Raw genomic sequence first — 26,799 nt, 5'->3', positions numbered from 1 at the left:
CCCCACCCGCCCGGTACGTCCACGCGCGGCCCCGACCCCCGGTCAGGGCCGCCCGCGCACCATGTTCAGCAGCAGAGCCATGTGACATAGTACTGGCGTGAGTCAGCGACTGACCTGCGATGTCGTGGTCGTCGGGGCCGGCATGGTCGGCGCCGCGTGCGCCTTCTACGCGGCCCGTGCGGGCCTGGACGTCGTCGTGGTGGACCGCGGTCCGGTGGCCGGCGGCACGACCGGCGCGGGGGAGGGCAACCTCCTCGTCTCGGACAAGGAACCCGGCCCGGAACTGGACCTCGCGCTGCTCTCGGCCCGCCTGTGGGGCGAACTCGCACGGGAGTTGGGGCCCGCCGTCGAGTACGAGCCCAAGGGTGGCCTGGTGGTGGCCACCTCACCCGGCTCCCTCACCGCCCTGGAGCGCTTCGCCGCCGGCCAGCGCGCCGGCGGAGTGGTCGCCGAACAGGTCGACGGCCAGGCCCTGTACACCCTCGAACCCCGGCTCGCCCCCGGCCTGCCCGGCGCCGTGCGCTATCCGCAGGACGGGCAGGTCATGCCCGCGCTCGCCGCCGCCCACCTGCTCCGGGCCTCAAGCGCCCGCCTGTTCACCGGCCGGACCGTCACGGACGTCCTGCGGGCACCCGACGGGACGGTGCGCGCCGTCCGCACCGACCAGGGCGACATCCACGCCCCGGCCGTCGTCAACGCGGCCGGAACCTGGGGCGCGGACCTCGCGGCGCTCGCGGGCACCACCCTGCCCGTCCGGCCGCGACGCGGGTTCGTCCTGGTCACCGAACCGCTCCCGCGCCTGATCCACCACAAGGTGTACGCCGCCGAGTACGTGGCCGACGTGGCCAGCGACTCGGCCGCCCTCCAGACCTCACCGGTCGTCGAGGGCACGGCCGCCGGACCGGTCCTGATCGGCGCGAGCCGCGAACGGGTCGGCTTCGACCGGTCGTTCTCGCTGCCCGCCGTGCGGGCCCTGGCGGCCGGCGCCACCCGCCTGTTCCCCTTCCTGTCGGAGGTCCGCGCCATCCGCGCCTACCTCGGCTTCCGCCCCTACCTGCCCGACCACCTGCCCGCCGTCGGAGCCGACCCGCGGGTGCCCGGACTGCTGCACGCCTGCGGGCACGAGGGCGCAGGCATCGGACTCGCCACCGGCACCGGACACCTGATCGCGCAGGTACTGACCGGGACGACACCCGACCTGGACATCGCGCCGCTGCGGCCCGACCGGTTCACCGAGGAGGCGGCATGACAGACCCCTTCGACCTCGCCCGGGCCCGGCCCGAGCCGGCTTTCACCGTCACCCTCGACGGCCGGGACATCGAGGCGCTGCCCGGCCAGACAGTTGCCGCCGCACTCTGGACGGCGGGCGTCACCTCCTGGCGGACCACCCGCGGCGAGGGCCGTCCGCGCGGGGTCTTCTGCGGCATCGGCGTCTGCTTCGACTGCCTGCTGACCGTCAACGGCCGCCCGAACCAACGCGCCTGTCTGGTGCCACTGCGCCCGGGTGACGCGATCCGCACCCAGGAGGGGACGGGCCACGGTGACTGAGCGACCGCACCTCGCGGTGATCGGCGCGGGCCCGGCGGGCCTCGCCGCGACCGTCGCCGCCGCCGCGCACGGAGCCCGCGTCACGCTGATCGACTCGGCCACGGAGGCGGGCGGACAGTTCTACCGGCAGCCCGCCGCCGCACTGCGCGCGCGCCGACCGCAGGCCCTGCACCACGACTGGCGCACCTGGGAACGGCTGCGGGACGCCCTCGGATCCCACGTGCGGGCAGGCACCGTACGGCAGTTGACGGACCATCATGTCTGGTGCGTCGAGCGGCGCGCCGACGGCTTCACCGTGCACGCCCTGCTCGGCCGGAATCAGGAGGAACCCGCCGGCGAGCGGGCCGACGCCGTCCTGCTCGCCACCGGCGGATACGAGAGGGTGCTCCCCTTCCCCGGCTGGACCCTCCCCGGTGTCGTCACCGCGGGCGGCGCCCAGGCCATGCTCAAAGGCACCCTGGCGGTCTCCGGACGCACCGCCGTGGTCGCCGGGACCGGACCACTGCTGCTGCCCGTGGCGACCGGCCTCGCCGCCGCAGGGGTCGAGGTGGCCGCGCTCGTCGAGTCCGCCGCGCCCCGGGCGTTCCTGCGCCGGGCCGCCGCGCTGTCGGCGCGGCCGGGCAAGACCGCCGAGGGCGCCGGATACGCCGTACGACTGGCCCGGCACAGCGTCCGCACCCTCCTCGGCCACACCGTGGTCGAGGCGCACGGCACCGAGCGGCTGGAGGCGGTCACGGTCGCCGCGCTCGACCGTGACGGGCGGGCCGGGCCCGGCCCGCGGCGCCGTATCCCATGCGACACGCTCGCCGTCGGCCACGGCATGCTCCCGCACACCGACCTCGCCGAGAGCCTCGGCTGCCGGCTGGACGGGCCGCGCGTCCAGGTCGACGACGAGCAGCGCACCGACGTGGTCGGCGTGTGGGCCGCCGGCGAGAACACCGGAATCGGCGGCGCGGCCCTCGCGGTCGCGGAGGGCCACATCGCCGGGCGCTCCGCCGCTGCCCGGCTGCGCGGTGCCGTCCCGGACCCGCGCGGGTGGGCCGCCGCGGCGAAGGCCCGTACCCGGCTGCGGGCCTTCGCCGCCGCGCTCGACACCGTGTACGCGCCGCCCGCGCACTGGACCGAGCAGATCACCGACGACACCGTCGTGTGCCGCTGCGAGGAGGTCACCGGAGGGGCCGTGCGCGAGGCCGTGGGGAACCTTGGAGCCGGCGACGTACGCACCGTGAAACTGCTGACCCGGGCCGGCATGGGCTGGTGCCAGGGCCGGATGTGCGCACCGGCGGTCGCCGGCCTCGTCGGCTGCGCGTTCGACCCCGGCAGACGGCCGTTCGCCCGGCCCGTACCGCTCGGCGTCCTCGCGCAGGAGCCCGCCCACCCCACCGAGGAAGGACCCTCATGACCGACCACCGCCCCTGGCGCGGCGTCCTCGTCGCCACCGCCCTGCCCCTGAACGACGACCTCTCCGTCGACTACGACCGGTACGCCGAGCACTGCGCCTGGCTGGTCGACAACGGGTGCGACGGCGTCGTCCCCAACGGCTCGCTCGGCGAGTACCAGGTGCTCACCGCCGAGGAACGCGCCAAGGTCGTCGAGACGGCCGTCTCCGCCGTCGGCGGGCAGCGGGTCCTGCCCGGTGTCGCCGCCTACGGCTCCGCCGAGAGCCGCGGCTGGGCCGAGCAGGCCCGCGAGGCCGGCTGCCGCGCGGTGATGCTGCTGCCGCCCAACGCCTATCGCGCGGACGAGCGCTCGGTGCTCGCCCACTACGCGGAGGTCGCGCGGGCGGGCCTGCCGATCGTGGCGTACAACAACCCGATCGACACCAAGGTCGACCTGGTGCCGGAACTTCTCGCCCGACTCCACCGCGAGGGACACATCCACGCCGTGAAGGAGTTCTCCGGGGACGTCCGCCGCGCCTACCGGATCGCCGAACTCGCCCCGGAACTCGATCTGTTGATCGGCGCCGACGACGTCCTGCTCGAACTCGCGATCGCGGGCGCCAAGGGCTGGGTGGCGGGTTACCCCAACGCCCTGCCCGCCGCGAGCGTCGAGCTGTACCGCGCGGCCGTCGACGGTGACCTGGCCACGGCCGGGAGGCTGTACCGGCAGCTGCACCCGCTGCTGCGCTGGGACTCACAGGTCGAGTTCGTGCAGGCGATCAAGCTGTCCATGGACGTCGTCGGACGGCACGGCGGACCCGTTCGGCCGCCCCGCATGCCGCTGCTGCCCGAGCAGGAGGCCGCGATCCGGGCCGCCACCGAGAAGGCCGTCGCCGCGGTGCTCGCGTAGCCCGCGCCCTCCACCGCGTAGGCCGAAACAGGTCACGGAAAGGCCGGTTCATGCGCAGCAAACTCGTCCTGCACGCCGTCGACTCGCACACCGAGGGCATGCCCACCCGCGTGATCACCGGTGGGATCGGCACCATCCCCGGCGCGACGATGAACGAACGGCGGCTGTACTTCCGCGAACACCGCGACGACGTCAAGCAGTTGCTGATGAACGAGCCGCGCGGACACTCCGCGATGAGCGGCGCCGTCCTGCAGCCGCCGACCCGGCCCGACTGCGACTGGGGGGTCGTCTACATCGAGGTGTCCGGCTATCTGCCCATGTGCGGGCACGGCACCATCGGCGTCGCGACCGTCCTGGTGGAGACCGGCATGGTCGAGGTCGTCGAACCCGTCACCACCATCCGCCTCGACACCCCGGCGGGCGTCGTGGTCGCCGAGGTCGAGGTCCGGGACGGCGCGGCGAAGGCCGTCACCCTGCGGAACGTGCCGTCCTTCTCGGTGGGCCTCGACCGCAGGGTCACGCTGCCCGACGGGCGGACGGTGACCTACGACCTCGCGTACGGCGGCAACTTCTACGCCATCCTGCCGCTGGAGCAGTTCGGCCTGCCCTTCGACCGCTCCCGCAAGGACGACATCCTGAGAGCGGGGCTCGCGCTGATGGACGCCGTCAACGCCGAGGAGGAACCCGTCCATCCGCAGGACCCGTCCATCCGCGGCTGCCACCACGTCCACCTCTACGCGCCCGGAGCGAACGCCCGGCACTCCCGGCACGCGATGGCGATCCACCCCGGCTGGTTCGACCGCTCACCCTGCGGCACCGGGACGAGTGCGCGCATGGCGCAACTGCATGCGCGGGGCGAACTCCCCCTGCACACCGAGTTCGTCAACGAGTCCTTCATCGGCACCCGTTTCACCGGACGTCTGCTCGGCACCACCGAGGTCGCCGGCCGCCCCGCGGTCCTGCCCAGCTTCACCGGCCGCGCCTGGATCACCGGCACCGCCCAGTACCTGCTGGACCCGGACGACCCCTTCCCGGCGGGGTTCGTCCTGTAGGGCGCGTCGACAATGGCCGGTGACCTCCAGAGAAGGATGAACACGATGGCTTCGCAGCACAGCCCCGCCCTGCCCGCACTGGGCGGCAGGGCACCCAGCTACCGGGAGCGGGTCGCGGACGCGCTGCGGGCCGCGCTGATCGCCGGTGAACTGCGGCCGGGCGAGGTGTACTCGGCGCCCGGTCTGGCCACCCGCTTCGGCGTCTCCGCGACACCGGTGCGCGAGGCGATGCTCGATCTCGCGAAGGAGGGGCTGGTCGACACCGTCCCCAACAAGGGATTCCGGGTCACCGCCGTCTCGGAGCAGCAGCTCGACGAGTACACCCACGTCCGCTCACTGATCGAGATCCCGACGACGGCCGGACTCGCGACCACCGCGGACCCGGCCGCGCTCGAGGCGCTGCGCCCCCTGGCGCGGGAGATCGTCACCTCGGCGGCGGACGGCGACCTCATCGCCTACGTCGAGGCCGACCTGCGTTTCCATCTCGGACTGCTGGCCCTCGCCGGCAACGGACACCTCGTCGAGGTGGTCCGGGACCTGAGGCGCCGCTCACGCCTGTACGGGCTGACCGCGCTGGTCGAGGCGGGCCGGCTGGAGGCCTCCGCCGAGGAGCACCTGGAACTCCTCGACGCGCTGCTGGCGCGCGACACCGACGCGGTGCGCGCGGTCATGGTCCGGCATCTGGGCCACGTCCGGGGACTGTGGGCCGCACCCTGATCCAGGGCGCCGACCGTGGGCCCCGGCCCTGATTGTGAGCTGTACGGTGCCGGCCGTGGCGGGCCCGGCCCCGGACCGTGACCCGCTCGGCGCCGGCCGTGACCCGCACGGCGCCGGCCGTGACCCGCTCGGCCCCGGCTGTCCGCACCGCTGGGATCGCTTACGTCCTGGCGCAAGCCATTTGCATTTCTTGCGCTATTCTTGCGTACATGACGCGACGACTTGCTGAAGTGGCGCAGAAGGTCGGGGTCAGCGAGGCCACGGTCAGCCGGGTGCTCAACGGCAAGCCCGGGGTCTCGGCGACCACCCGGCAGGCGGTGCTGTCCGCCCTCGACGTCCTCGGCTACGAGCGGCCCACCCAGCTGCGCGGCGAACGCGCCCGGCTCGTCGGCCTCGTCCTGCCCGAGCTGCAGAACCCCATCTTCCCGGCGTTCGCCGAGGTGATCGGCGGCGCGCTCGCCCAGCTCGGCCTGACCCCGGTGCTGTGCACGCAGACCAAGGGCGGCGTCTCCGAGGCGGACTACGTGACGCTGCTGCTCCAGCAGCAGGTCTCCGGCGTCGTCTTCGCCGGCGGTCTCTACGCCCAGGCCGACGCGCCGCACGACCACTACCGGCTGCTCGCCGACCGCCACATCCCGGTCGTCCTCGTCAACGCCTCCATAGAGCACCTCGGCTTCCCCGGGGTGTCCTGCGACGACGCCGTCGCCGTGGAGCAGGCCTGGCGGCACCTCGCCTCACTGGGACACGAGCGGATCGGGCTGGTGCTCGGACCCGGCGACCACGTGCCGTCGGCGCGGAAACTGGCCGCGGCCAGGGAGTACGGCGATCTGCCGGACGAGCGGGTGGCACGGGCCATGTTCTCCATCGAGGGTGGTCACGCGGCCGCCGCCCGGCTCATCGACCGGGGGGTCACCGGCTTCATCTGCGCCAGCGACCCGCTGGCCCTCGGGGTGATCAGGGCCGCCCGCCGCAAGGGACTCGACGTGCCGGGGCAGGTGTCGGTGGTCGGCTACGACGACTCCGCGCTGATGAACTGCACCGAGCCCCCGCTCACCACCGTGCGGCAGCCCATCGAGGCCATGGGAAGGGCGGCGGTCGAGCTGCTGAACGCGCAGGTCGGTGGCGGTTCCGTACCCGCCGAGGAGCTCCTGTTCGAGCCGGAGCTGGTGGTGCGGGGGTCGACGGCGCAAGCCCCCCGGCCCTGAGCCCGGAACATTCCAGCGCACTGTTCGATAATTTCAAATTCTGCGCGACATCTTGCGGACGGATGTCGCCGGTGCTTGAGTGTGCGGCGCCCACCGCTCCTGCCCAGAGGGGTCCACCGATGAGAAGCACCGGGTTCCGCCGCACCCTCGCCGCGATCGGCGTCTCCTGTCTCGCCCTCACCGCCTGCGGGTCGAACGACGACTCGGCGAGCGGCAAGACCCGCATCACGGTCAACTGCATGCCGCCCAAGAGCGCCAAGGTCGACCGCCGGTTCTTCGAGCAGGACATCGCGTCCTTCGAGCGACAGAACCCGGACGTCGACGTGGTCGCGCACGACGCGTTCCCCTGCCAGGACCCGAAGACCTTCGACGCCAAGCTCGCCGGCGGGCAGATGGAGGACGTCTTCTACACGTACTTCACCGACGCCCGCCACGTCGTCGACATCCACCAGGCCGCCGACCTCACGCCCTACGTCAAGGACCTGAAGAGCTACGGCACCGTCCAGCGGCAGCTGCGCGACATCTACACCGTCGACGGGAAGGTGTACGGCATACCGCGTACCGGATACTCCATGGGCCTGATCTACAACCGCGCCCTCTTCGAGAAGGCCGGCCTCGATCCCGACCGGCCCCCGGCGACCTGGCCCGAACTCCGGGCGGCGGCCGAGAAGATCGCCGCACTCGGCAACGGCACCGTCGGCTACGCCGACTACAGCGCCCAGAACCAGGGAGGCTGGCACTTCACCGCCGAGCTGTACTCCCAGGGCGGCGACGTGGTGAGCGCCGACGGCAAGAAGGCCACCGTCGACACCCCCGAGGGTCACGCCGTCCTGCAGAACCTGCACGACATGCGCTGGAGCGACGACTCCATGGGCAGCAAGCAGCTCCTCGTCATCAACGACGTCCAGCAGTTGATGGGTTCGGGCAAGCTCGGCATGTACCTCTCCGCCCCCGACAACATCCCGATCCTGGTCAAGGAGAAGGGCGGCAACTACAAGGACCTCGCCCTCGCCCCCATGCCCGGCGGACAGGGCACGCTCATCGGCGGCGACGGCTACATGATCAACAAGAAGGCGAGCCCCGAGCAGATCAGGGCCGCGCTGAAGTGGCTCGACCACATGTTCCTCAGGCCGGGCAAGGGCTTCCTCGGCGACTACGCCCGCGCCAAGAAGACCGACGCCCCGGTCGGCCTGCCCGAACCCCGTCTGTTCACCGGCGCCGCCGACGCCGAGGACCAGCGGGTCAAGAAGGCCAACTCGAACGTTCCCGTGCAGAACTACCAGGCCTTCCTCGACGGCAACCAGAGCCTGAGGATGAAGATCGAGCCGCCGAACGCCCAGCAGATCTACTCCGTCCTCGACGGCGCCGTCTCCGCGGTCCTCACCAAGAAGGACGCCGACATCGACCGGCTCCTCGAGGACGCCTCCGGGAAGATCGACAGCATCCTGGCCCGGAGCTGAGTGACCATGACCCGGACCACCGAGGCGCGGCGGCCCGTCGAGTCCCTCACCGTCCACCCCGTACAGGCGCCGCCCCCGGCAGGGGACCGGAGGCGGCGCCGCCTCGCCGACCAGGCCCGTGCCTACGCGTTCCTCCTCGGCGGCCTCGTCTGCTTCGCCCTGTTCTCCTGGTATCCGGCGATCCGCGCCGTCGTGATCGCCTTCCAGAAGTACACCCCGGGCTCATCGCCCGAGTGGGTCGGCACCGCCAACTTCACCCGCGTCCTGCACGACCCGGAGTTCACCGCCGCCTGGCGCAACACGCTCACCTTCACCCTGCTCGCGCTGCTGATCGGCTTCGCGGTCCCGTTCGTGATGGCCCTCGTCCTCAACGAACTCCGGCACGCCAGAGCCTTCTTCCGGGTCGTCGTCTACCTCCCGGTGATGATCCCGCCGGTGGTCAGCGCCCTGCTGTGGAAGTGGTTCTACGACCCCGGTGCCGGGCTCGCCAACGAGGCGCTGCGCTTCCTGCACCTGCCCACCTCGAACTGGTCCAACGGCGCCGACACCGCCCTCGTCTCCCTCGTGATCGTCGCCACCTGGGCCAACATGGGCGGCACCGTCCTCATCTACCTGGCCGCGCTCCAGTCCATCCCCGGCGAGCTGTACGAGGCGGCGGAACTCGACGGCGCGAACATCCGCCAGCGCGTCCGGCACGTGACGATCCCCCAGACCCGCTTCGTCATCCTGATGCTGATGCTCCTGCAGATCATCGCGACCATGCAGGTCTTCACCGAGCCGTTCGTGATCACGGGCGGCGGCCCGGAGAACGCCACGGTCACCGTGCTCTACCTGATCTACAAGTACGCCTTCCTCTACAACGACTTCGGCGGCGCCTGCGCCCTCAGCGTCATGCTCCTGGTGCTGCTCGGCGTCTTCTCCGCCGCCTACCTGCGGCTCACCCGCTCCGGGGAGGACACGTGAGCGACACCAGAACCCTGCTCTCGCCTGCCGCGCTGGCCCGCCCGCGCGGAAGGGCCGCGTACTGGAGCGTCTTCACCGGCGTCGTCCTGCTGTTCACGCTCGCGTTCCTGTTCCCCGTCTACTGGATGGTGACCGGTGCCGCGAAGTCACCGGACGAGATCGCGCGGACCCCGCCGACCCTCGTCCCCGAGCAGTGGCACCTCAGCGGCTACACCGACGCCTGGGACCTCATGCAGCTCCCCGCCCACCTGTGGAACACGGTCGTCCAGGCCGCCGGCGCCTGGCTGTTCCAGCTGGTCCTGTGCACGGCCGCCGCCTACGCGCTGTCCCAGTTGCGGCCCGCCTTCGGCAAGGTCGTCCTCGGTGGCATCCTCGCCACCCTGATGGTTCCTGCCCAGGCCCTGGTCGTACCGAAGTACCTGACCGTCGCCGACCTTCCGCTGATCCATGTGAGCCTGCTCAACGATCCCCTCGCCATCTGGCTCCCGGCCGTCGCCAACGCCTTCAACCTGTACCTGCTCAAGCGGTTCTTCGACCAACTCCCGCGGGACGTGCTGGAGGCCGCCGAGATCGACGGCGCCGGAAAGCTGCGCATCCTCCGCTCGATCGTGCTGCCGATGTCACGGCCGGTCCTCGGCGTCGTGTCGATCTTCGCCCTGGTCGCCGTGTGGCAGGACTTCCTGTGGCCGCTGATGGTCTTCTCCGACACCGGCAGGCAACCGATCAGCGTGGCACTCGTCCAGCTGTCCCAGAACATCCAGCTGACCGTGCTCATCGCCGCGATGGTGATCGCGAGCATCCCCATGGTCGCGATGTTCCTGCTCTTCCAGCGGCACATCATCGCCGGGATCAGCGCGGGCAGCACGAAGGGCTGACACAGCCCCCCGACAGAAAGGCAGGCCCCGTGGGACAGCCCAGTCATGCCCGGAAGGACCAGGACTGGTGGCGCTCCGCCGTCATCTACCAGGTGTACGTCCGCAGCTTCGCCGACGGCGACGGCGACGGCACCGGCGACCTGCCGGGGGTCCGCGCCCGGCTGCCCTACCTCGCCCGACTCGGCGTGGACGCCCTGTGGTTCAACCCCTGGTACCTGTCGCCGATGAGGGACGGCGGCTACGACGTCGCCGACTACCGTGCGATCGACCCCGCCTTCGGCACCCTAGCCGAGGCCGAGAAACTGATCGCCGAGGCGACCGGGCTCGGCATCCGCACGATCATCGACATCGTGCCCAACCATGTCTCCGACCAGCACCCCTGGTTCCGTGCCGCCCTCGCCGGCGGCCCCGAGCGGGCCCTGTTCCACTTTCGTCCGGGACGCGGCCGGCACGGCGAACTCCCGCCCAACGACTGGCAGTCCCAGTTCGGCGGCCCGGCCTGGACCCGGGTGGGCGACGGCGACTGGTACCTCCATCTCTTCGCCCCCGAACAGCCGGACCTGAACTGGGCCGAGCCGGCCGTCCGCCGGGAGCACGAGGACATCCTGCGCTTCTGGTTCGAGCGGGGCGTCGCCGGCGTCCGCATCGACTCGGCCGCCCTCCTGGCGAAGGACCCCCGCCTGCCGGACTTCGTCGAGGGCCGCGACCCGCACCCGTACGTCGACCGGGACGAACTCCACGCCGTCTACCGGGCCTGGCGGGCGATCGCCGACGAGTACGGCGCCGTCTTCGTCGGTGAGGTCTGGCTGCCCGACACCGAGCGCTTCGCCCGCTACCTGCGCCCCGACGAACTCCACACCGCCTTCAACTTCTCCTTCATGACCTGCCCCTGGGACGCGGCGAGCCTGCGCACGTCGATCGACGAGACACTCGCCGAACACGCTCCCGTCGGCGCCCCCGCCACCTGGGTGCTGTGCAACCACGACGTCACGCGCACGGTCACCCGCTACGGCCGCGCCGACACCGGCTTCGACTTCGCCACGAAGGCCTTCGGCACCCCGACCGACCTGGCCCTCGGCACCCGGCGCGCACGCGCGGCCGCCCTGCTGTCGCTGGCCCTGCCGGGCGCTGTCTACGTGTACCAGGGCGAGGAACTCGGCCTGCCCGAGGCCGACATCCCCGTCGACCGCATACAAGATCCGATGTACCTCCGGTCCGGCGGCACCGATCCCGGCCGCGACGGCTGCCGGGTGCCGTTGCCCTGGGCGGCGGAGGCGCCGTTCGCCGGCTTCGGTTCGCGGGAGGAGCCGTGGCTGCCGCAGCCGGTCGGCTGGACATCGTATGCAGTCGACCGGCAGCAGAACGCCCCCGACTCCATGCTCACCCTCTACCGCGAGGCGATCCGCCTCCGCCCGGCCTTCGGCAGCGCCCCCCTCACCTGGCTGCCCGCCCCGGACGGCGTCCTCGCCTTCGCCCGCGCGGAGGGCGTGACCTGTGTGGTGAACCTCGCCGACGCCCCCGTCGACCTGCCCGCCCACACCCGACTCCTCCTCGGCAGCGGTCCGCTGGACACCACCGGACGGCTGCCGAAGGACACGGCGGTCTGGCTGCTCGCCTGAGACCGCGCCCACGTTGTTCCCGCTGTCCCCCGCAACCCCCACCCCTGAAGGGATCAGCACATGCGCAGAACCAGGACCTCCCGAGGCGTGATCGATCCGACTGTCAGGAGCATGACAGCAACCGTAAGGTCGGTTGCCCTGCCCTCGGCCGTCGCGACCGCCCTCGCCGCCGGCCTCCTCACGGCCGCCACCGCCCCCGCCGCCCACGCGGCCGCGGGCGCCACCCTCCCCTTCACCTCGGTCGAAGCCGAGGCCGGCCCGACGGGCGGCACGAAGATCGGCCCGGATCACACCCAGGGCACCCTCGCCTCCGAGGCCTCCGGCCGGCAGGCGGTGCGTCTGGCGTCCGGGCAGCGCGTGGAGTTCACCGTGCCGCGCGCGGCCAACGCCGTGAACGTCGCCTACAGCGTCCCCGACGGCCAGTCGGGCGCACTGAACGTCTACGTCAACGGGCAGAAGCTCGCGAGAACGCTCGCCGTCACCTCGAAGTACTCCTACATCGACACCAGTTGGATCCCCGGAGCGAAGACCCACCACTTCTACGACAACACCAGGCTGTTGCTCGGGCAGAACGTCCAGCCGGGGGACAAGGTCGCCGTCGAGGCGGCGGGCGTCCAGGTCACCGTCGACGTGGCCGACTTCGAGCAGGTCGCCGCACCGGCCGCCAAGCCCGCCGGAGCGGTCTCCGTCACCGACAAGGGCGCCGACCCCAGCGGCGGGGGTGACTCCACGCAGGCCTTCCGGGACGCGATCTCCGCCGCGCGAGGGGGAGTGGTCTGGATCCCGCCGGGCGACTTCCGGCTGACGGCCTCGCTCGGCGGCGTGGAGAACGTGACCCTCCAGGGCGCGGGCAGCTGGTACTCGGTCGTGCGTGCCTCGCGCTTCATCGACCAGTCGAGCTCAGCCGGTTCGGTGCACATCAAGGACTTCGCGGTGATCGGCGAGGTGACCGAGCGGGTGGACTCCAGCCCCGACAACTTCGTCAACGGGTCGCTGGGCCCGAACTCCAGCGTCTCCGGCATGTGGCTCCAGCACCTCAAGGTCGGCCTGTGGCTGATGGGCAACAACGACAACCTGGTCGTCGAGAACAACCGCGTCCTGGACACCACCGCCGACGGCCTCAACCTCAACGGCAACGCGCGCGGGGTCCGCGTCCGGGGCAACTTCCTGCGCAACCAGGGAGACGACTCCCTCGCCATGTGGTCCCTCTACGCGCCGAACACCGACAGCAGCTTCGAGAACAACACCATCACGCAGCCCAACCTCGCCAACGGCATCGCGATCTACGGCGGCACCGACATCGCCGTCAGGAACAACCTGGTCGCCGACACCAACGCCCTCGGCAGCGGCATCGCGATCTCCAACCAGAAGTTCCTCGACCCCTTCTCCCCGCTGGCCGGCACGATCACGGTCGACGGCAACACCCTGGTGCGCACCGGCGCGCTCAACCCCAACTGGAACCACCCCATGGGCGCACTGCGCGTCGACTCCTACGACAGCGCCATCAACGCCACCGTCGACATCACCGGTACGACGATCACCGACAGCCCCTACAGCGCCTTCGAGTTCGTGTCGGGAGGCGGGCACGGTCACCCGACGGGCAACGTCACGGTGAGGGGAGCCACCGTGCGCAACACCGGGACGGTCGTCGTGCAGGCGGAGACCCAGGGCTCGGCCCGGTTCGCCGACGTCCGGGCCACGGGTGTCGGCGCGGCAGGCATCTACAACTGCCCCTACCCGTCCAACTCCGGCACCTTCACCCTCGCCGACGGCGGGGGCAACACCGGTTGGAACAGCACCTGGTCGGACTGCTCCACCTGGCCGCAGCCCGGCCAGGGCAACCCGGACCCCGATCCGGGCCGCAACCTCGCCAAGGGGCGTCCGGCCACGGCGACCGGTTCGCAGGACGTCTACACGCCCGGCAAGGCGGCCGACGGCGACGCGAACAGCTACTGGGAGTCGGCCAACAACGCCTTCCCGCAGTCCTGGACGGTCGACCTGGGTACGAGCGAGGCCGTGCGCCGGCTGGTGCTGAGGCTTCCGCCGTCGTCCGCCTGGCAGGCGCGCACCCAGACCCTGTCCGTGCAGGGCAGCACCGACGGCTCCGGCTACACGACGGTGGTCGCCTCGAAGGACTACCGCTTCGACCCGGCCACCGGCAACACGGTGACCGTGACCCTGCCCGGCGGCACCGGCCTGCGCCACCTCAGGCTCCAGGTGACCGCCAACACCGGCTGGCCCGCCGCCCAGTTCAGTGAGGTGGAGGCGTATCTGTCCTAGCCGCCGGGCCACGTCCCGCGCTTCGCCGCCTGGATCTGCTCGTAGACATGCGTGCGCAGTTCGGCGAAGCGCGGTGACACCCGGGTGTGCAACTGATCGCGCCGCAGGGGCAGATCGACCTTCAGCTGCTCCTGGACGACGGTGGGGGACGCGGACAGGACGACCACCCGCTCCCCGAGGTACACCGCCTCGTCGATGTCGTGGGTGACGAACAGGATGGTGATGCCGCGCTCCTGCCACAGGCCCCGGACGAGGTCCTCCAGGTCGGCACGCGTCTGCGCGTCCACCGCGGCGAACGGCTCGTCCATCAGCAGGACCCGCGGCTCGTACGCCAGTGCCCGGGCGATGGCGACCCGCTGCTGCATCCCGCCCGACAGCTGCCAGGGATACGCCCCGGCGGCGTCGGCGAGACCCACCGAGGCCAGGGCGTCGGCGACCAGCTCCCGGCGCCGCGCCTTTCCCAGCGCCTTCTGCCTCAGGGGGAGTTCGACGTTCTCGCCGACTCGCATCCAGGGGAAGAGACTGCGGCCGTACTCCTGGAAGACGAACGCCATCCCGGGTGGCGGCCCGGTCACCTTCCGCCCCTCCAGGAGCACTTCGCCGGACGTGGGGGTGAGGAGTCCGCCCATGCACTTCAGCAGGGTGGTCTTGCCGCAGCCCGACGGGCCGACGAGACAGACGAGTTCGCCCGCCTCCACGGTGAAGGTGAGGTCGCGCACCGCCTCCACCCGCCGCCCGGACCCCTCGTAGACCTTCTTCAGGCCGCGTACGTCGAGCATGGGCCGCCCTTTCGTGAGCTGCGCTCAGGACCGTCGGGTGGATGCGCGCAGGCCGTGGTACCAGCCGAGCACCCGTCGTTCGACCAGCTGGAAGACGACGGACAGGAGGAAGCCGAGCAGACCCAGGAGCAGGATGCCGGTCCACATGTCGGGGATGGCGAAGCCGCGCTGGAACTGCACGATGGTGAAGCCGAGTCCGTTGCTGGCGGCGAACATCTCGCTGATGACCATGAGGATGATGCCGATGGACAGTGCCTGGCGCAGGCCCGCGAAGATCTGCGGGCTCGCGGACGGCAGCACGACGTGCCGCAGCCGTGCGGCGCCCGTGATGCCGTAGGAGCGGGCCGTCTCGGTCATCACCGAGTCCACCGCCCGTACGCCCTCGACCGTGTTGAGCAGGACCGGCCACACGCAGCCGCTCGCGATCACCACGATCTTCATGGTGTCGCCGATGCCGGCGAACAGCATGATGACCGGGATCAGCACGGGCGGCGGCACCGCCCGCAGGAACTCCAGGACCGGCTCGCACACGGCCCGCACCCGCCGGTAGGACCCGATGACCGTGCCGAGCGCGACGCCCGTCACGGCGGCCAGCGCGTATCCGGCTCCGAGCCTCAGCACGCTGGGCAGCGCGTCCGCGCGAAGCCGCTCACCCGTCCAGACGTCCGGGAAGGTCCTGAGGATGGTCCTCAGCGGCGGCCAGTAGATGTCGGTGCTGCCGTCGGAGGCCAGCCACCACACCAGGACGAGCACCGCGGGCAGGGCGAGGACGTACACCGGCCGCAGCAGCAGGCGCCTCACACCGCCACCTCCCCGCGCACCGACTGGTGCCAGGCCAGCGCCCGCCGCTCCACCGACCGCGCTCCCACGTTGATCAGCAGGCCCAGCAGGCCGGTGACCACGATCAGCGCGTACATGTCCGGCACCGCCTGCGAGGTCTGGGCGACCGCGATGCGCGAGCCCAACCCCGGTGCGCCGATGACGAGTTCGGCGGTGATGGCGAGGATGAGGGCGACGGCCGCGGCCAGCCGGACGCCCGTCATGACGTACGGCAGCGCGGTGGGCCACAGCACGTGCCGGACCCGCGCCCAGGGGCCGAGGCCGTAGGACCGCGCCGTCTCCTCGGCGACCGGGTCGACGTCCCGCACGCCGTACAGGACCTGGATGAGTACCTGCCAGAAGGAGGCGTAGACGACCAGCAGGAGCACCGAGCGCAGTTCGGTGCCGTACAGCAGCACCGCCAGCGGGATCAGCGCGACCGACGGGATGGGGCGCAGGAACTCAATCGTGGACGCGGTGGCCTCGCGGAGATGGGGGACGACCGCGAGGAGGACGCCCACGACGACTCCCGCGCAGGCCGCGATCGTCAGCCCGAGCGCCCAGCCGGTGAGCGTGTCGCCGAGCGCCGTCCAGAAGGCCTCGTCGGCGAGTTCGTCGCCGAGCGCGCCGGCGATCCGGCTGGTGGGCGGGAAGTAGGCCTCCTTGACCAGGCCGAGCCGCGGCACCGCCTCGCCCAGGGCGAGGAAGGCCGCGAGTCCGGCCGCACCGAGTGCGGTGTTCAGGCCCTTCACGGCAGCAGCTGGTCCAGGTCCGGGGTCTGCTTGAACAGACCGTCCTGCTCGCCCAGCTTCTCCAGCGCCTCGATGGACGCGCGGTCGGCGTCGGCCGGCCACTTCGGCAGGGTCACCTTCGCCAGCACCGCCGCCGGGATCTTCGTGTACGTCGTGACGACCTGCCGGACCTCGTCGGGGTGGGCGTCCGCGTAGGCGAGGGACTCCGCGGTGGCCTCCTGGAACTTCTTCACCACGTCCGGGTGCTGCTGCTGGTACCGCGTCGAGGTGAAGTACATGGCCACGGTGAGATGCGGCGCGACATCGACCAGGGGTGAGGCGATCTCGACGCCGCCCTGGCTCTTGACGGTGGCGAGGGCGGGCTCGACCACCATGGCGGCGTCGATCTGGCCGCCGTCGAGCGCGGCCGGCATCTGGTCGAAGGCGAGTTCCACGAACGTCACCTTGTCCGGGTCGCCGCCGGCCTTGCGCACCGACTCGCGCACCGCGCTCTCGTTGATGTTCTTCAGGGTGTTGATGGCGACCTTCTTGCCCTCGAGTTCCCTCGCCGACTTGATCGGGCTGTCCTTCTTGACGGTGATCGCGCCGAAGTCCTTGCCCTGTAAGCCGGTCGAGGCGATGCCGTTGGCGATGGCCCGCACGGGCACGCCGTTGGACTGCGCGACCATCAGCGAGGTCATGTTGGAGAACCCGAACTGGAACTGGCCGCTGGTGACACCGGGCACGATCGCCGCGCCGCCCTGAGCCGTCGTGATGGTGAGCTCGAGGCCGCGCTCGGCGTAGAAGCCCTGTTTCACGCCGAGATAGACCGGTGCCACGTCGACGATGGGGATGAGTCCCAGCTTGACCGTGGTGGTGCCGCCGGACGACGCGTCCTTGTCCGACGAACCGGAGTCGCCGGACGAGCCGCAGGCCGCCGTGGTGAGCAGGAAGGATCCGGCCGCGAGACCGGCGAGCAGACGACGCATGGGCTCCTCCTGTGCAGACATCGGTGTTCCGACAGGCTGTGCGCACACCGCACAGTAGTGCTCAATTGGTGTGCGGGGAACGTAGAACCGGCCGTCCGGCCGGGTCAATGGGTTTGGCTGACGAAATTGTTGACAGTCTGGAGGCGTCGCCGATGTCCACCGCGGCCCGCGCACCGTATTTCGTCCGGTCCTTCGAGCGTGGCCTCGCGGTCATCCGCTCCTTCGACGCCGAGCACCCCGCGCGCACGCTCAGTGAGGTGGCCCGTGCGTGCGACCTGACCCGGGCGGCCGCCCGGCGCCTGCTGCTGACCCTCGCCGACCTCGGATACGTGCACAGCGACGGCCGCCTCTTCCGGCTCACCCCGCGCGTGCTGGAACTCGGCTACGCCTACCTCGTCGGCCTGACGCTGCCTCAGCTGGCCCAGCCGCACCTGGAGCAACTCGTCGCGGAGGTACGGGAGTCGTCGTCGCTGTGCGTCCTGGACGGCGACGACATCGTGTACGTCGCCCGGGTGCCCACCCGGCGCATCATGTCCGCGACGATCACGGTCGGCACCCGGTTCCCGGGGCACGTCACCTCCGTCGGCCGGGTGATGCTCGCCGACCTGCCGGAGGAGGAACTCGAAGTCCGGCTCGCCCGGGCCGAGTTGCGCCCGCTGACCGCGCGCACACTCGTCACGGCGGAGGCGCTGCGCGCGGAACTCGGCCGCGTACGACGACAGGGGTACGCCCTCGTCGACCAGGAACTCGAGGAGGGGCTGCGGTCGGTGGCCGCCCCGGTCCGGGGGCCGGGCGGCGAGGTGGTGGCCGGAGTGAACATCGCCGTGCACGCCGGCCGCACCTCGGTGGAGTCCGTACACCGTGACCTGCTGCCGCCCCTGCTGGCCGCGGTGGCCCGGATCGAGGCCGACCTCCGGGTCACAGGTCCAGCACGAGCCGCTTCCCCCGGCACCGGGACACGCAGATGAGCATGGTCTCGCCGGCCTCCCGCTCCTCGTCCGAGAGCACCGAGTCCCGGTGGTCCGGGGCGCCTTCGAGGACGTCGGTCTCACAGGTGCCGCAGGTCCCCTCGGTGCACGAGAACAGCACCTCCACGCCGGCGGCGCGCACGGTGTCGAGCACGGAGACGTCCGGGGCGACGGTGAGTGTGCGACGGCTGCGCTCCAGGACGACCTCGAACTCGGTGTCGGCGCCCGCCTCCCGCTCCTTCGGCTGGAACCGCTCCACACGCAGCACCCCGGACGGGCACCCCCGCTCCACCGCGTCCAGCAGCGGTCCGGGCCCGCAGGAGTAGACGAGAGTGCCGGCCGGCAGCCCGTCCAGCACCGACGCCAGGTCCAGCAGTCCCGTCTCGTCCTGCGGAGCGATCGTCACGCGGTCCCCGTACCGCTCCAGCTCCGCTGTGAACGCCATGGACGCGCGGGTGCGGCCGCCGTACAGCAACGTCCACTCCGCGCCCGCCGCCTCGGCCGCGGCCAGCATCGGCAGGACCGGGGTGATGCCGATGCCGCCGACGACGAACCGGTAGCGCGGGGCGGGCTCCAGCCGGAAGTGGTTGCGCGGCCCGCGCACCCGGACCGTGTCGCCCGCCCCCAACCGCTCGTGCACATAGGCGGATCCACCGCGCCCGTCCGGCTCCCGCAGCACTCCGATCCGCCACCCGGACCGGTCGGCCGGGTCGCCGCACAGCGAGTACTGCCGCTCGAGTCCGGGACCGAGCACGACGTCGACGTGGGCGCCCGGCTCCCAGGCCGGCAGATCCACGCCGAGCGGGTGACGCAGGGTCAGGGCGAGGACGCCGTCGGCCGCCGACTCCCGCCGCTCCACGACGAGTTCGGCTTCGTACCCGGTCATGAACCGTCACCTCGCGACTCGGGCCCTGGCGGCCGGTGTCCTTCGGGATGGCCGAGCATCCACTCCCACATCTCGACCGGGTCCTGCGCGGTGTGCTCGGCGCCGCAGTGACAGGTGCCGTGCAGGACGTCGGTGCCCGGCAGCCAGTCGACGCGGTAGATCTCGCCGGTGGGACCGATGCTCACAGGACCTTCTCCACCGGCTTGTCGCCCTCCTCCACCAGCCGGGCGAGGATACGGCGGGCGGCCAGGCCGCCGGTGTCGATGTTGATGCTCAGCTCCTGGTAGCCGGAGCGCTCCGAACCCAGCGTGCGCTGGAGCAGGTTGAGCGCGTCGACGTCCTGCATGACGACGGTGTGGTTGTTGCCCCGCAGGAACTCGGTGACCTCCTCGTCGTCGGTCGCCCAGTCGCGCGAGACCATCCAGAAGTCGTACACGCTGCCGTCGCCGGACGGTGTGATCGCGTAGGTGATCTCGGTGTGGAAGCCGTTCGGGTCGCTGCCGTCCGCGTCGGGCAGCACGCCGACCGGCGCGATCCTGCTGTGCAGCAGATACAGGCAGGGCGCGTGGTACTCGATGTCCTGCCAGCGGGTGATGCGGCCCTGGATGCCGGTGGAACGGGCGTAGAACGGCGGGCACTCGGCGTCGTCCATGTGCCGGCTCACCCGGACGATCCCCGCGCCCTCGTCGACCTCGGTGGTGATCGGCGTCTCGGCGACCTCGGGGGTGCCGATGTAGCCGCCGTGCAGATACGTCTCGTGGGACAGGTCCAGGAGGTTGTCGACCAGCAGCCCGTAGTCGGCGTCGATCGGTTCCATGCCGCGGACCGTGGTCCAGCCGGGGGAGTCGAGGTGCCGGGCCCGCGGGATGCCCTGCGCGTCCGCGAGCCCCGGGTCGCCGATCCACACCCAGATCAGGGAGTCCTGCTCGACGACCGGGTAGGAGGCGACGCGCGCGGTGCGCGGCACGCGTTTCTGCCCCGGCACGTACACGCAGGTGCCGGTCGTGTCGTAGGTGAACCCGTGGTACCCGCAGACGATCCGGTCACCGTCGAGCCGGCTCTCCGACAGCGGGAAGCGGCGGTGCACACAGCGGTCGTGCAGCACGACGGGCGTCCCGTCCTCCTCGGTCCGGTAGAAGACGAGCGGCTCCCCGAGGATCGTCCGGCCGAGCAGTTCCTCGCGCCCGACCTCGTGACTGTAGGCGGCGACGTACCACTGGTTCCTGGCGAAGGCGGTGGTGTGAGGCATGGCGTTCCCGTCCCTGAGTGCGGGGCGCCGTCGCCCCGCGTGCCGTGGTCGCCTCAGGGTCCTGATGGCCGCGACCGCCGCGCAAGGCGGCTTCTGCCAGACGGAAGGACTTGCCGGACCCCGGGCTCGGCCGCCGCATGCGGCCCAGGCCACGGACGAGGGCGGAGGCGGTCTCCGCATGAGCACGGCCGCACCGGATCCGCTCGACCGCAGGGGGTTGCATCGCGTGCCGTACGGGCGTTTTCTGGACGTATCCAGCGGTGTAACCAGAACGCCAGCGGCTACGACGCGGGACGAGGGGCTCCACCTCGCGACCTGTTCTCCCGGCGAGGGCCCCGGCAGGGACGGTCCGTCGTCGGCACCCGGCGTTCGACGCGGAGGTGATCCAGGTGAAAGCCGTTGTCTATGAGAAGCCCTTCAGCGTCGCTGTGAGGGACGTCGACGATCCGCGGATCCAGCACCCGAACGACGTGCTGGTACGCGTCACATCAACCGCGATATGCGGATCCGACCTGCACATGTACGAGGGCCGCACGGCGGCCGAGTCGGGCATCGTCTTCGGACACGAGAACCTCGGCATCGTCGAGGAGGTCGGTACCGGTGTGGTCTCGCTGTCCAAGGGTGACCGTGTCGTCATGCCGTTCAATGTCGCCTGCGGGTTCTGCAAGAACTGCCTCGCCGGGAAGACCGGCTTCTGCCTGACGGTCAATCCGGGCTTCGCGGGCGGAGCGTACGGCTATGTCGCCATGGGTCCGTACACGGGCGGGCAGGCGGAGCTGCTACGGGTGCCCTTCGCCGATTTCAACTGCCTGAAGCTGCCGCCGGGCACCGAGTTCGAGACGGACTTCGTGCTGCTGGCCGACATCTTCCCGACCGGCTATCACGGCTGCGAGCTCGCTCAGGTGACCCCCGGAGAGAGCGTGGCCGTCTTCGGCGCCGGCCCGGTCGGGCTGATGGCCGCGTACTCCGCGATGCTGCGCGGTGCGTCGAAGGTGTTCTCCGTGGACCGGGTGCCCGAGCGGCTCGCCAAGGCCGAGGAGATCGGGGTCGTCCCGATCGACTTCACCCAGGGCGACCCGGCCGAACAGATCAAGGAACAGACCGGAGGTGAGGGAACCGACAAGGGTGTCGACGCCGTCGGCTACCAGGCCCAGGCGCACGACGCGAGCCATGAGGAACCCGCCGTCGTCCTCAACACACTCGTCGAGACGGTGCGGCCGACCGGCATGCTGGGCATACCGGGCCTGTACGTGCCCTCCGACCCGGGCGGACCCGACGAGCACGCCAAGCACGGCCAACTGTTGGTCTCCATCGGCCGGATGTTCGAGAAGGGCCAGCGGATGGGCACCGGGCAGTGCAACGTGAAGCAGTACAACCGTCAGCTGCGTGACCTGATCATCGCGGGGCGCGCCCGGCCCAGCTTCGTGGTCTCCCACGAACTGCCACTGGACCAGGCCCCGATCGCGTACGAGAAGTTCGACCAGCGGATCGAGGGCTACACCAAGGTCGTACTGCATCCCGCGCACGCGCTCGCCGCGTAGGAGCGGAAGAGGAAGGCTCGGTGCCCGGCCGCCGTCAGGCCGGGCGCCGAGCGTGAGGGCGTCTCGCGGTGGGTGCTCGGTCCAGGTTCACCGCGGTGATCGGAGCGGCGGTTCAGTCCGCGTCGGCGACGACGGAGCCGACGCGTTCGGCCAGGGTCGGGTCGCGGCGGACCAGAAGGGCCGCGTAGCCGACGGCGGCGAGCAGGGCGGCCAGCGCCGCGTAGGGAAACCAGTTGTACGGTGCGGGCTGGCCCGGCTTGGCGAGGTAGTACAGCGGAACCAGGATGGCCAGGGTGCCGAGCGCGGGCAGCACGAGGTGCCGGACCACCCGGAACTCCTGCGGCCGGTACCTGCGGTAGTACAGCGGCAGGGCGATGTTGGAGGCGAGGTAGACCAGCAGGATCAGGATGGTGCCGAGGGTCGAGGACTCGGTGAAGAAGACCACCGGGTTCATCGAGCCGCCGGCGGATCCCAGCAGGTGGCCCAGGCCCCAGCCGCCGATGATCAGCAGCGCGGTGGCGGCGAAGGCGATGATCGCGTTGTTCGGTGTGCGGCGGATGGGGTGTACGTAGCCGAAGAAGGAGGGGAGCAGTCCCTCTCGTCCGGCGTTGAACACCAGGCGGGCCTGGGAGTTGATGCCGGCGATCAGCACACCGAGCGTCGACGTCAGGCCACCCAGGTAGGTGAGGAACGCCAGCGCGCCGAGGGTGTGGTGGGCCACCTCGACGAAGGGGATGGGGGAGGCCCCGAGTCTGCTCACGTCGTAGTCGAAGCCGGTCGCCGTGGCGTAGGCGAAGACCACGTAGCTCACCGTCATGATCGCGATGGAGGAGAACACCGCGCGGCCGACGTTGCGCCGCGGGTTCTCCGTCTCCTCGGCGAGCGCGGCCGAGTTCTCCCAGCCGACGAACAGGTACACCGCCAGCGGAAAGCCCGCCGCCAGTCCCCTGAAGCCGTGGCTGAGGTGGCTGGGCAGGAACGGATCGAGGGAGAGGCCGCCGCGGTGTTCCACGAGCGCCGCGACCGAGACGACGGCCAGTACCAGCATCTCCACGCCGAAGAAGTAGCCGGCCCACTTGGTGGAGACCACCACCCCGCGCAGCATCAACCCCACGGCCAGCCCCGTCAGCAGCAGTGTCCAGATGATCCACGGCAGGTCCACACCGGTGTAGTGGTACAGGGTGATCTGCACGAACCCGCCGGAGATCGCGATGACGGAGGCCATCGCGATGATGTAGCCCAGCCCCGCCAGCAGTGCGGTGGTCACCGCGCTGACCGGTCCGAAGGTCTTGCCCACGAAGGTGGTGAAGCTGCCCGCCGACGGGTGCGCCCGGGAGAACTCCGCGAGCGTGTTGCCGAGCAGTGCGACCGCGATGCCCGCGGCGACGATGGTCAGGGGTGACGCCACGCCCGCGGTGGTGGACAGGAAGGCGAAACCGAAGAAGAAGCTCATGGCCGGGCCGACGTTGGCCATCGTGGCGGCGGCGATGTCCGCCATGCCGAGGACGCCGCCGCGCAGCCGCTGTGGCGCGCCGTCGGCGGGCCCCGGCGGGGACAGCGGGCCGGCTCCGGGGTCGGGCATGACGGCGACTCCTTGTGCGTGGGGCGTGGTGGGTGCGGATCCTCGACGGCCGGGCCGGGCGTCAGCGGTGCCGGAAACGCTGGTGTGCCTTCACCGCCTGCACCGCCGGATCGGTCGCGCCCCGCCCCAGTTCGGCGAGGAGTTCGGCATGGCAGTGGTTCTGTGCACGGACCACGTCGGGGTGCGGTGCGGGCAGCAGCAGGCACAGCCGGCCGAGCAGGTCGGCGGCGAACTCGCGCATTCCGGCACCGCCGAGCGTTTCCGCGAGGTCCAGGTGGAAGCGGGCCTCCAGCTCGGCCAGGTGGGCCGGGACGTCGGCCCGTTCCATCTCCTCGACCAGCGCCCGAAGCCCCTCCAGCCGCTCGGCCGGAACCTCTCCCGAACCGTGCGCCACGAGGCCGCATTCGAGCAGCAGATGGAAGGCGTCCAGTGCAGCCGCCTCCTCGGCGTCGTGCATCACGGCGACGACGGTGTCCCACTCCTGCGCGACGAAGGTTCCGCCCGCCCGTCCGCGCCGGCGGTCGAGCAGGCCGTCCTGGCACATACCCTCCAGGGCGCGTCGGACGGTGATCTCGCCGATCCCCAGTTCCTCGGCGAGGACCCCCGCGTCCGGGAGCCGGTCCCCCGGCCGCACGGAGCGCAGGCGTACCCGCAGGGCGATCCTCGACCGGACGAGGTCGGATCCGCTCTGGCCCCCGCCGGGCAGGGCGCGGGCATGTCCCACTCCGGTGACCGACGTCGTCCGGGCCGGGCCGGGCTGGTTGTACGGCCCGAACTTGCCCGCTGCATTCACCACGACGCCACCCTAACGGCCTGCTGACCGCGGTCGCGGTCCGCGACGGCCGGGGGCCGGCGCGCCCGCTCGGGGCCCCGCACCTGCCCCTGGCCGGCCGGACCCGAACCCGGGTCGCGGGGTCGGTCTCACGCCGGCCGGCGTCCCGCGTCGGCGTCCCGGCGTCCGACCCGGCAAGGGGGAGGGGCCGGCGGTGGTTCCCGCGACGACGCCACGGTGTGGTGCATGAGGGCTCCAAGGGTGTGGGGATCGTCGGAGGAGGTCGTCGGATCGGGCCTCGATCGCCGGGCCACGACCCGGCAAGGGTGTCGCCACGGGAGTGGCGGGCCGCGATGCAGGAAAAATTAGAGCAAGGTGAACAGTTAAACAAGACCCCGCTGCGACCGGTCCCGGAGCCGGCGCGGACGGTCGGGTCCGCGATCCGGCCGACACTGCCCTGACCTGCGGATTCGTACGACGCCGGACATCGCGCCGGGGTGTGTCGGCGGGGGGCGAGGGGGTGTCCGGGAGGTGCGGGGGCCCCGGGCCGACGGGGCGCGCAGGCCATGAGGGGGCGGCGGGACCCCTTGTTTTTTTCGATCGTCGTGAACTATTTTCCTGAGCGTCACCGGGGCGACCGACGCGGCAGACACCGGTCCCGGCGGCCGCGGTCCACCATGCCCTTCCCCCGACCGTGATCGCCACCTGCGACCTGCCACCCCGCACACCTCCCCACCGCCCCACCCCTGACCGGGCACCCCGCACGCCCTGCCCGGCGGAATCCAGGCGGCACCCCCGCCCGATCCCGCCGGAACCGTCCCTTGTCCCCGCCAGCTCCCTGGATGTCGCGATGACAACACGTCCCCCTCTTCCCGCCCCCGACACGGTGACCCCCACCGAAAGCGCCCCGGAAGGATCCGGCCTGCAGGCCGGGCTGAAGAACCGTCACCTGTCGATGATCGCGATCGGCGGTGTCATCGGCGCGGGCCTCTTCGTCGGCTCCGGCTCCGGCATCGCCGCCGCGGGGCCCGGCATCCTCGTGTCGTACGCCCTCGTGGGCGCCCTGGTCGTGCTCGTGATGCGGATGCTCGGCGAGATGGCCGCCGCGAACCCGACCTCCGGTTCCTTCTCCGCCTACGCCGACCGCGCGCTCGGCCGCTGGGCCGGCTTCTCCATCGGCTGGCTGTACTGGTTCTTCTGGGTCGTGGTGCTCGCCGTCGAGGCCACCGCCGGCGCGAAGATCCTGGAAGGCTGGATCCCGGCCGTGCCGCAGTGGGGCTGGGCCCTGATCGTGATGCTCGTGCTGACCGTCTCCAACCTCGCCTCGGTCGCCTCCTACGGCGAGTTCGAGTTCTGGTTCGCCGGGATCAAGGTCGTCGCGATCACCGCGTTCATCGCGGTCGGCCTCCTGGCGGTCTTCGGCATACTGCCGGGTGCCCACAGCGACACCGCCGGGCTGTCCAACCTCACCGCGCACGGCGGCTTCCTGCCCAACGGGCCCGGCAAGATCCTCACCGGCGTGCTGATGGTGGTCTTCTCCTTCATGGGCAGCGAGATCGTCACGCTGGCGGCCGGGGAGTCCGCGGACCCCCAGCGCGCCGTCGCCAAGGCCACCAACAGCGTCATCTGGCGGATCGGCGTGTTCTACCTCGGCTCGATCTTCGTCGTGCTGGCCCTGCTGCCCTGGAACTCCCCGGCCATCACCGAGGACGGCTCCTACGTCGCCGCCCTGAACTCCCTGGGCATCGCGCACGCCGGGGAGGTCATGAACTTCGTCGTCCTCACCTCGGTGCTGTCCTGCCTGAACTCCGGCCTCTACACCGCCTCCCGCATGGCCTTCTCCCTCGGCCGCCGCGGTGACGCCCCCGCCGCCTTCGGCCGCACCGAGCGCCGGGGCGTGCCGCAGACCGCGATCCTCGCCTCGGTCGTCTTCGGCTTCGTCGCGGTGTTCTTCAACTACGTCTGGCCCGACACCGTCTTCCTGTTCCTTCTCAACTCCTCCGGTGCCATCGCCCTGTTCGTCTGGCTGGTCATCTGCTTCTCGCAGCTGCGGATGCGCCGGATCATCCAGGCGGAGTCACCGGAGAAACTCGTCGTGCGCATGTGGCTCTTCCCGTACCTGACCTGGGCCACCATCGCCCTGATCGTGTTCGTGCTCGGCTACATGCTCACCGACACCGCCTCCGGCGGCGGCCGGGACCAGGTCGTCCTGTCCACCCTGGTGGCCGGGGGCGTGGTGGTCTTCGCGCTGGTCCGCGAGCGGCTGCCACGCAAGGCCCGGCAGAAGGCGACCATCTCCTCGTAGGCGCCGGGGCCGGACACGGCCGCTGCTGCCCGCCGGTGACGCGGCTTCCCCTCGCGTCACCGGCTTCGGCGCACCCGCCACGCGGGGCCGACAGGTCCCGCGAGGGTGGTCCGCCGCGGGACGTGAACCGAGCCGGCGCGATCGTCGCCCGCCTCGTGACGGCGGACCCG

Annotated in this window: 24 protein-coding genes; 15 read left to right on the top strand and 9 right to left on the bottom strand. The window is 71.4% G+C overall.

All coding sequences use genetic code 11. The features are described 5' to 3' along the window. Positions 1-97: 97 nt before the first annotated feature. The 12 genes from OG985_RS11270 to OG985_RS11215 all read left to right on the top strand — a co-directional run bounded on the left by OG985_RS11270 (position 98) and on the right by OG985_RS11215 (position 14,008). Positions 98-1,249, top strand: coding sequence for an NAD(P)/FAD-dependent oxidoreductase (locus tag OG985_RS11270; protein ID WP_371668152.1), 1,152 nt, complete (start codon positions 98-100; stop codon positions 1,247-1,249). Continuing rightward, entirely contained in the window at positions 1,246-1,548 is a 303-nt protein-coding gene (locus tag OG985_RS11265; RefSeq protein WP_371668151.1) for a (2Fe-2S)-binding protein, read from the top strand. Before OG985_RS11270 ends, OG985_RS11265 begins: the two co-directional genes overlap by 4 nt. Next, positions 1,541-2,950 (top strand): NAD(P)/FAD-dependent oxidoreductase, encoded by a 1,410-nt coding sequence (locus OG985_RS11260; RefSeq protein WP_371668150.1) that lies wholly within the window; start codon positions 1,541-1,543, stop codon positions 2,948-2,950. The genes OG985_RS11265 and OG985_RS11260 overlap by 8 nt, the downstream gene beginning before the upstream one ends. Further along, the gene (locus tag OG985_RS11255) at positions 2,947-3,837 is read left to right on the top strand and encodes a dihydrodipicolinate synthase family protein (protein ID WP_371668149.1); all 891 of its coding nucleotides are present in this window, start codon (positions 2,947-2,949) and stop codon (positions 3,835-3,837) included. The genes OG985_RS11260 and OG985_RS11255 overlap by 4 nt, the downstream gene beginning before the upstream one ends. 50 nt (positions 3,838-3,887) lie before the next feature. Beyond that, positions 3,888-4,889 carry a proline racemase family protein gene (locus OG985_RS11250; RefSeq protein ID WP_371668148.1) on the top strand — a complete coding sequence of 334 codons (1,002 nt, stop codon included), beginning with the start codon at positions 3,888-3,890 and terminating at the stop codon, positions 4,887-4,889. Positions 4,890-4,934: 45 nt separating this feature from the next. Further along, the gene (locus OG985_RS11245; RefSeq protein ID WP_371668147.1) at positions 4,935-5,606 is read left to right on the top strand and encodes a GntR family transcriptional regulator; all 672 of its coding nucleotides are present in this window, start codon (positions 4,935-4,937) and stop codon (positions 5,604-5,606) included. A gap of 209 nt (positions 5,607-5,815) precedes the next feature. Then, positions 5,816-6,811: a LacI family DNA-binding transcriptional regulator gene (locus tag OG985_RS11240; RefSeq protein WP_371668146.1), complete on the top strand. Its 996-nt coding sequence runs from the start codon at positions 5,816-5,818 to the stop codon at positions 6,809-6,811. A gap of 119 nt (positions 6,812-6,930) precedes the next feature. Continuing rightward, the gene (locus OG985_RS11235) at positions 6,931-8,271 is read left to right on the top strand and encodes an ABC transporter substrate-binding protein (protein ID WP_371668145.1); all 1,341 of its coding nucleotides are present in this window, start codon (positions 6,931-6,933) and stop codon (positions 8,269-8,271) included. Between the two features lie 6 nt (positions 8,272-8,277). After that, entirely contained in the window at positions 8,278-9,234 is a 957-nt protein-coding gene (locus tag OG985_RS11230) for a carbohydrate ABC transporter permease (RefSeq protein WP_371668144.1), read from the top strand. Then, a complete protein-coding gene (locus OG985_RS11225; RefSeq protein WP_371668143.1) occupies positions 9,231-10,109 on the top strand; it encodes a carbohydrate ABC transporter permease in 879 nt (292 codons plus the stop codon). The genes OG985_RS11230 and OG985_RS11225 overlap by 4 nt, the downstream gene beginning before the upstream one ends. 29 nt (positions 10,110-10,138) lie before the next feature. Continuing rightward, the gene (locus OG985_RS11220) at positions 10,139-11,728 is read left to right on the top strand and encodes a glycoside hydrolase family 13 protein (protein WP_371668142.1); all 1,590 of its coding nucleotides are present in this window, start codon (positions 10,139-10,141) and stop codon (positions 11,726-11,728) included. Positions 11,729-11,839: 111 nt separating this feature from the next. After that, positions 11,840-14,008: a discoidin domain-containing protein gene (locus OG985_RS11215; RefSeq protein WP_371668141.1), complete on the top strand. Its 2,169-nt coding sequence runs from the start codon at positions 11,840-11,842 to the stop codon at positions 14,006-14,008. Here the strand turns inward: OG985_RS11215 and OG985_RS11210 are convergent. The 4 genes from OG985_RS11210 to OG985_RS11195 are packed head-to-tail and all read right to left on the bottom strand — an operon-like array spanning position 14,005 to position 17,326. After that, positions 14,005-14,787, bottom strand: a complete 783-nt coding sequence (locus OG985_RS11210; RefSeq protein WP_371668140.1) for an ABC transporter ATP-binding protein — start codon at positions 14,785-14,787, stop codon at positions 14,005-14,007. The two genes, OG985_RS11215 and OG985_RS11210, sit on opposite strands and share 4 nt — an antisense overlap. Before the next feature lie 24 nt (positions 14,788-14,811). After that, on the bottom strand, positions 14,812-15,588 hold the full coding sequence (locus tag OG985_RS11205) for an ABC transporter permease (protein WP_371668139.1): 777 nt from the start codon (positions 15,586-15,588) through the stop codon (positions 14,812-14,814). Then, positions 15,585-16,358 carry an ABC transporter permease gene (locus OG985_RS11200; protein WP_371668138.1) on the bottom strand — a complete coding sequence of 258 codons (774 nt, stop codon included), beginning with the start codon at positions 16,356-16,358 and terminating at the stop codon, positions 15,585-15,587. The genes OG985_RS11205 and OG985_RS11200 overlap by 4 nt, the downstream gene beginning before the upstream one ends. Next, positions 16,355-17,326: an ABC transporter substrate-binding protein gene (locus tag OG985_RS11195; protein WP_371668137.1), complete on the bottom strand. Its 972-nt coding sequence runs from the start codon at positions 17,324-17,326 to the stop codon at positions 16,355-16,357. Before OG985_RS11195 ends, OG985_RS11200 begins: the two co-directional genes overlap by 4 nt. A 152-nt stretch (positions 17,327-17,478) precedes the next feature. Between OG985_RS11195 and OG985_RS11190 the strand changes: the two genes are divergently transcribed. Beyond that, positions 17,479-18,294, top strand: a complete 816-nt coding sequence (locus tag OG985_RS11190; protein WP_371668136.1) for an IclR family transcriptional regulator C-terminal domain-containing protein — start codon at positions 17,479-17,481, stop codon at positions 18,292-18,294. Here the strand turns inward: OG985_RS11190 and OG985_RS11185 are convergent. Genes OG985_RS11185 through OG985_RS11175 form a run of 3 tightly spaced genes read right to left on the bottom strand, consistent with a single transcriptional unit; the run spans position 18,245 to position 20,429 of the window. Further along, complete coding sequence (locus OG985_RS11185; protein ID WP_371668135.1) at positions 18,245-19,180, bottom strand: 2Fe-2S iron-sulfur cluster-binding protein; 936 nt, start codon at positions 19,178-19,180, stop codon at positions 18,245-18,247. The two genes, OG985_RS11190 and OG985_RS11185, sit on opposite strands and share 50 nt — an antisense overlap. Beyond that, positions 19,177-19,365, bottom strand: coding sequence for a hypothetical protein (locus OG985_RS11180; RefSeq protein ID WP_371668134.1), 189 nt, complete (start codon positions 19,363-19,365; stop codon positions 19,177-19,179). The genes OG985_RS11185 and OG985_RS11180 overlap by 4 nt, the downstream gene beginning before the upstream one ends. Continuing rightward, positions 19,362-20,429: a Rieske 2Fe-2S domain-containing protein gene (locus OG985_RS11175; protein ID WP_371668133.1), complete on the bottom strand. Its 1,068-nt coding sequence runs from the start codon at positions 20,427-20,429 to the stop codon at positions 19,362-19,364. The genes OG985_RS11180 and OG985_RS11175 overlap by 4 nt, the downstream gene beginning before the upstream one ends. Before the next feature lie 389 nt (positions 20,430-20,818). Between OG985_RS11175 and OG985_RS11170 the strand changes: the two genes are divergently transcribed. Further along, positions 20,819-21,970, top strand: a complete 1,152-nt coding sequence (locus tag OG985_RS11170) for a glutathione-independent formaldehyde dehydrogenase (RefSeq protein WP_371668132.1) — start codon at positions 20,819-20,821, stop codon at positions 21,968-21,970. A gap of 112 nt (positions 21,971-22,082) precedes the next feature. Here the strand turns inward: OG985_RS11170 and OG985_RS11165 are convergent, their stop codons facing one another. Together OG985_RS11165 and OG985_RS11160 are read right to left on the bottom strand one after the other, a co-directional pair. After that, complete coding sequence (locus tag OG985_RS11165; RefSeq protein WP_371668131.1) at positions 22,083-23,552, bottom strand: APC family permease; 1,470 nt, start codon at positions 23,550-23,552, stop codon at positions 22,083-22,085. A gap of 61 nt (positions 23,553-23,613) precedes the next feature. After that, positions 23,614-24,348, bottom strand: coding sequence for a FadR/GntR family transcriptional regulator (locus tag OG985_RS11160; RefSeq protein ID WP_371668130.1), 735 nt, complete (start codon positions 24,346-24,348; stop codon positions 23,614-23,616). Positions 24,349-25,174: 826 nt separating this feature from the next. Between OG985_RS11160 and OG985_RS11155 the strand changes: the two genes are divergently transcribed. Beyond that, positions 25,175-26,629 carry an amino acid permease gene (locus OG985_RS11155; RefSeq protein WP_371668129.1) on the top strand — a complete coding sequence of 485 codons (1,455 nt, stop codon included), beginning with the start codon at positions 25,175-25,177 and terminating at the stop codon, positions 26,627-26,629. The last annotated feature ends 170 nt before the right edge of the window (positions 26,630-26,799 follow it).

This window comes from Streptomyces sp. NBC_00289 (assembly GCF_041435115.1).
In the GTDB taxonomy this organism is placed as follows: domain Bacteria; phylum Actinomycetota; class Actinomycetes; order Streptomycetales; family Streptomycetaceae; genus Streptomyces.
This window is presented reverse-complemented; position numbering and strand designations above follow the sequence as displayed.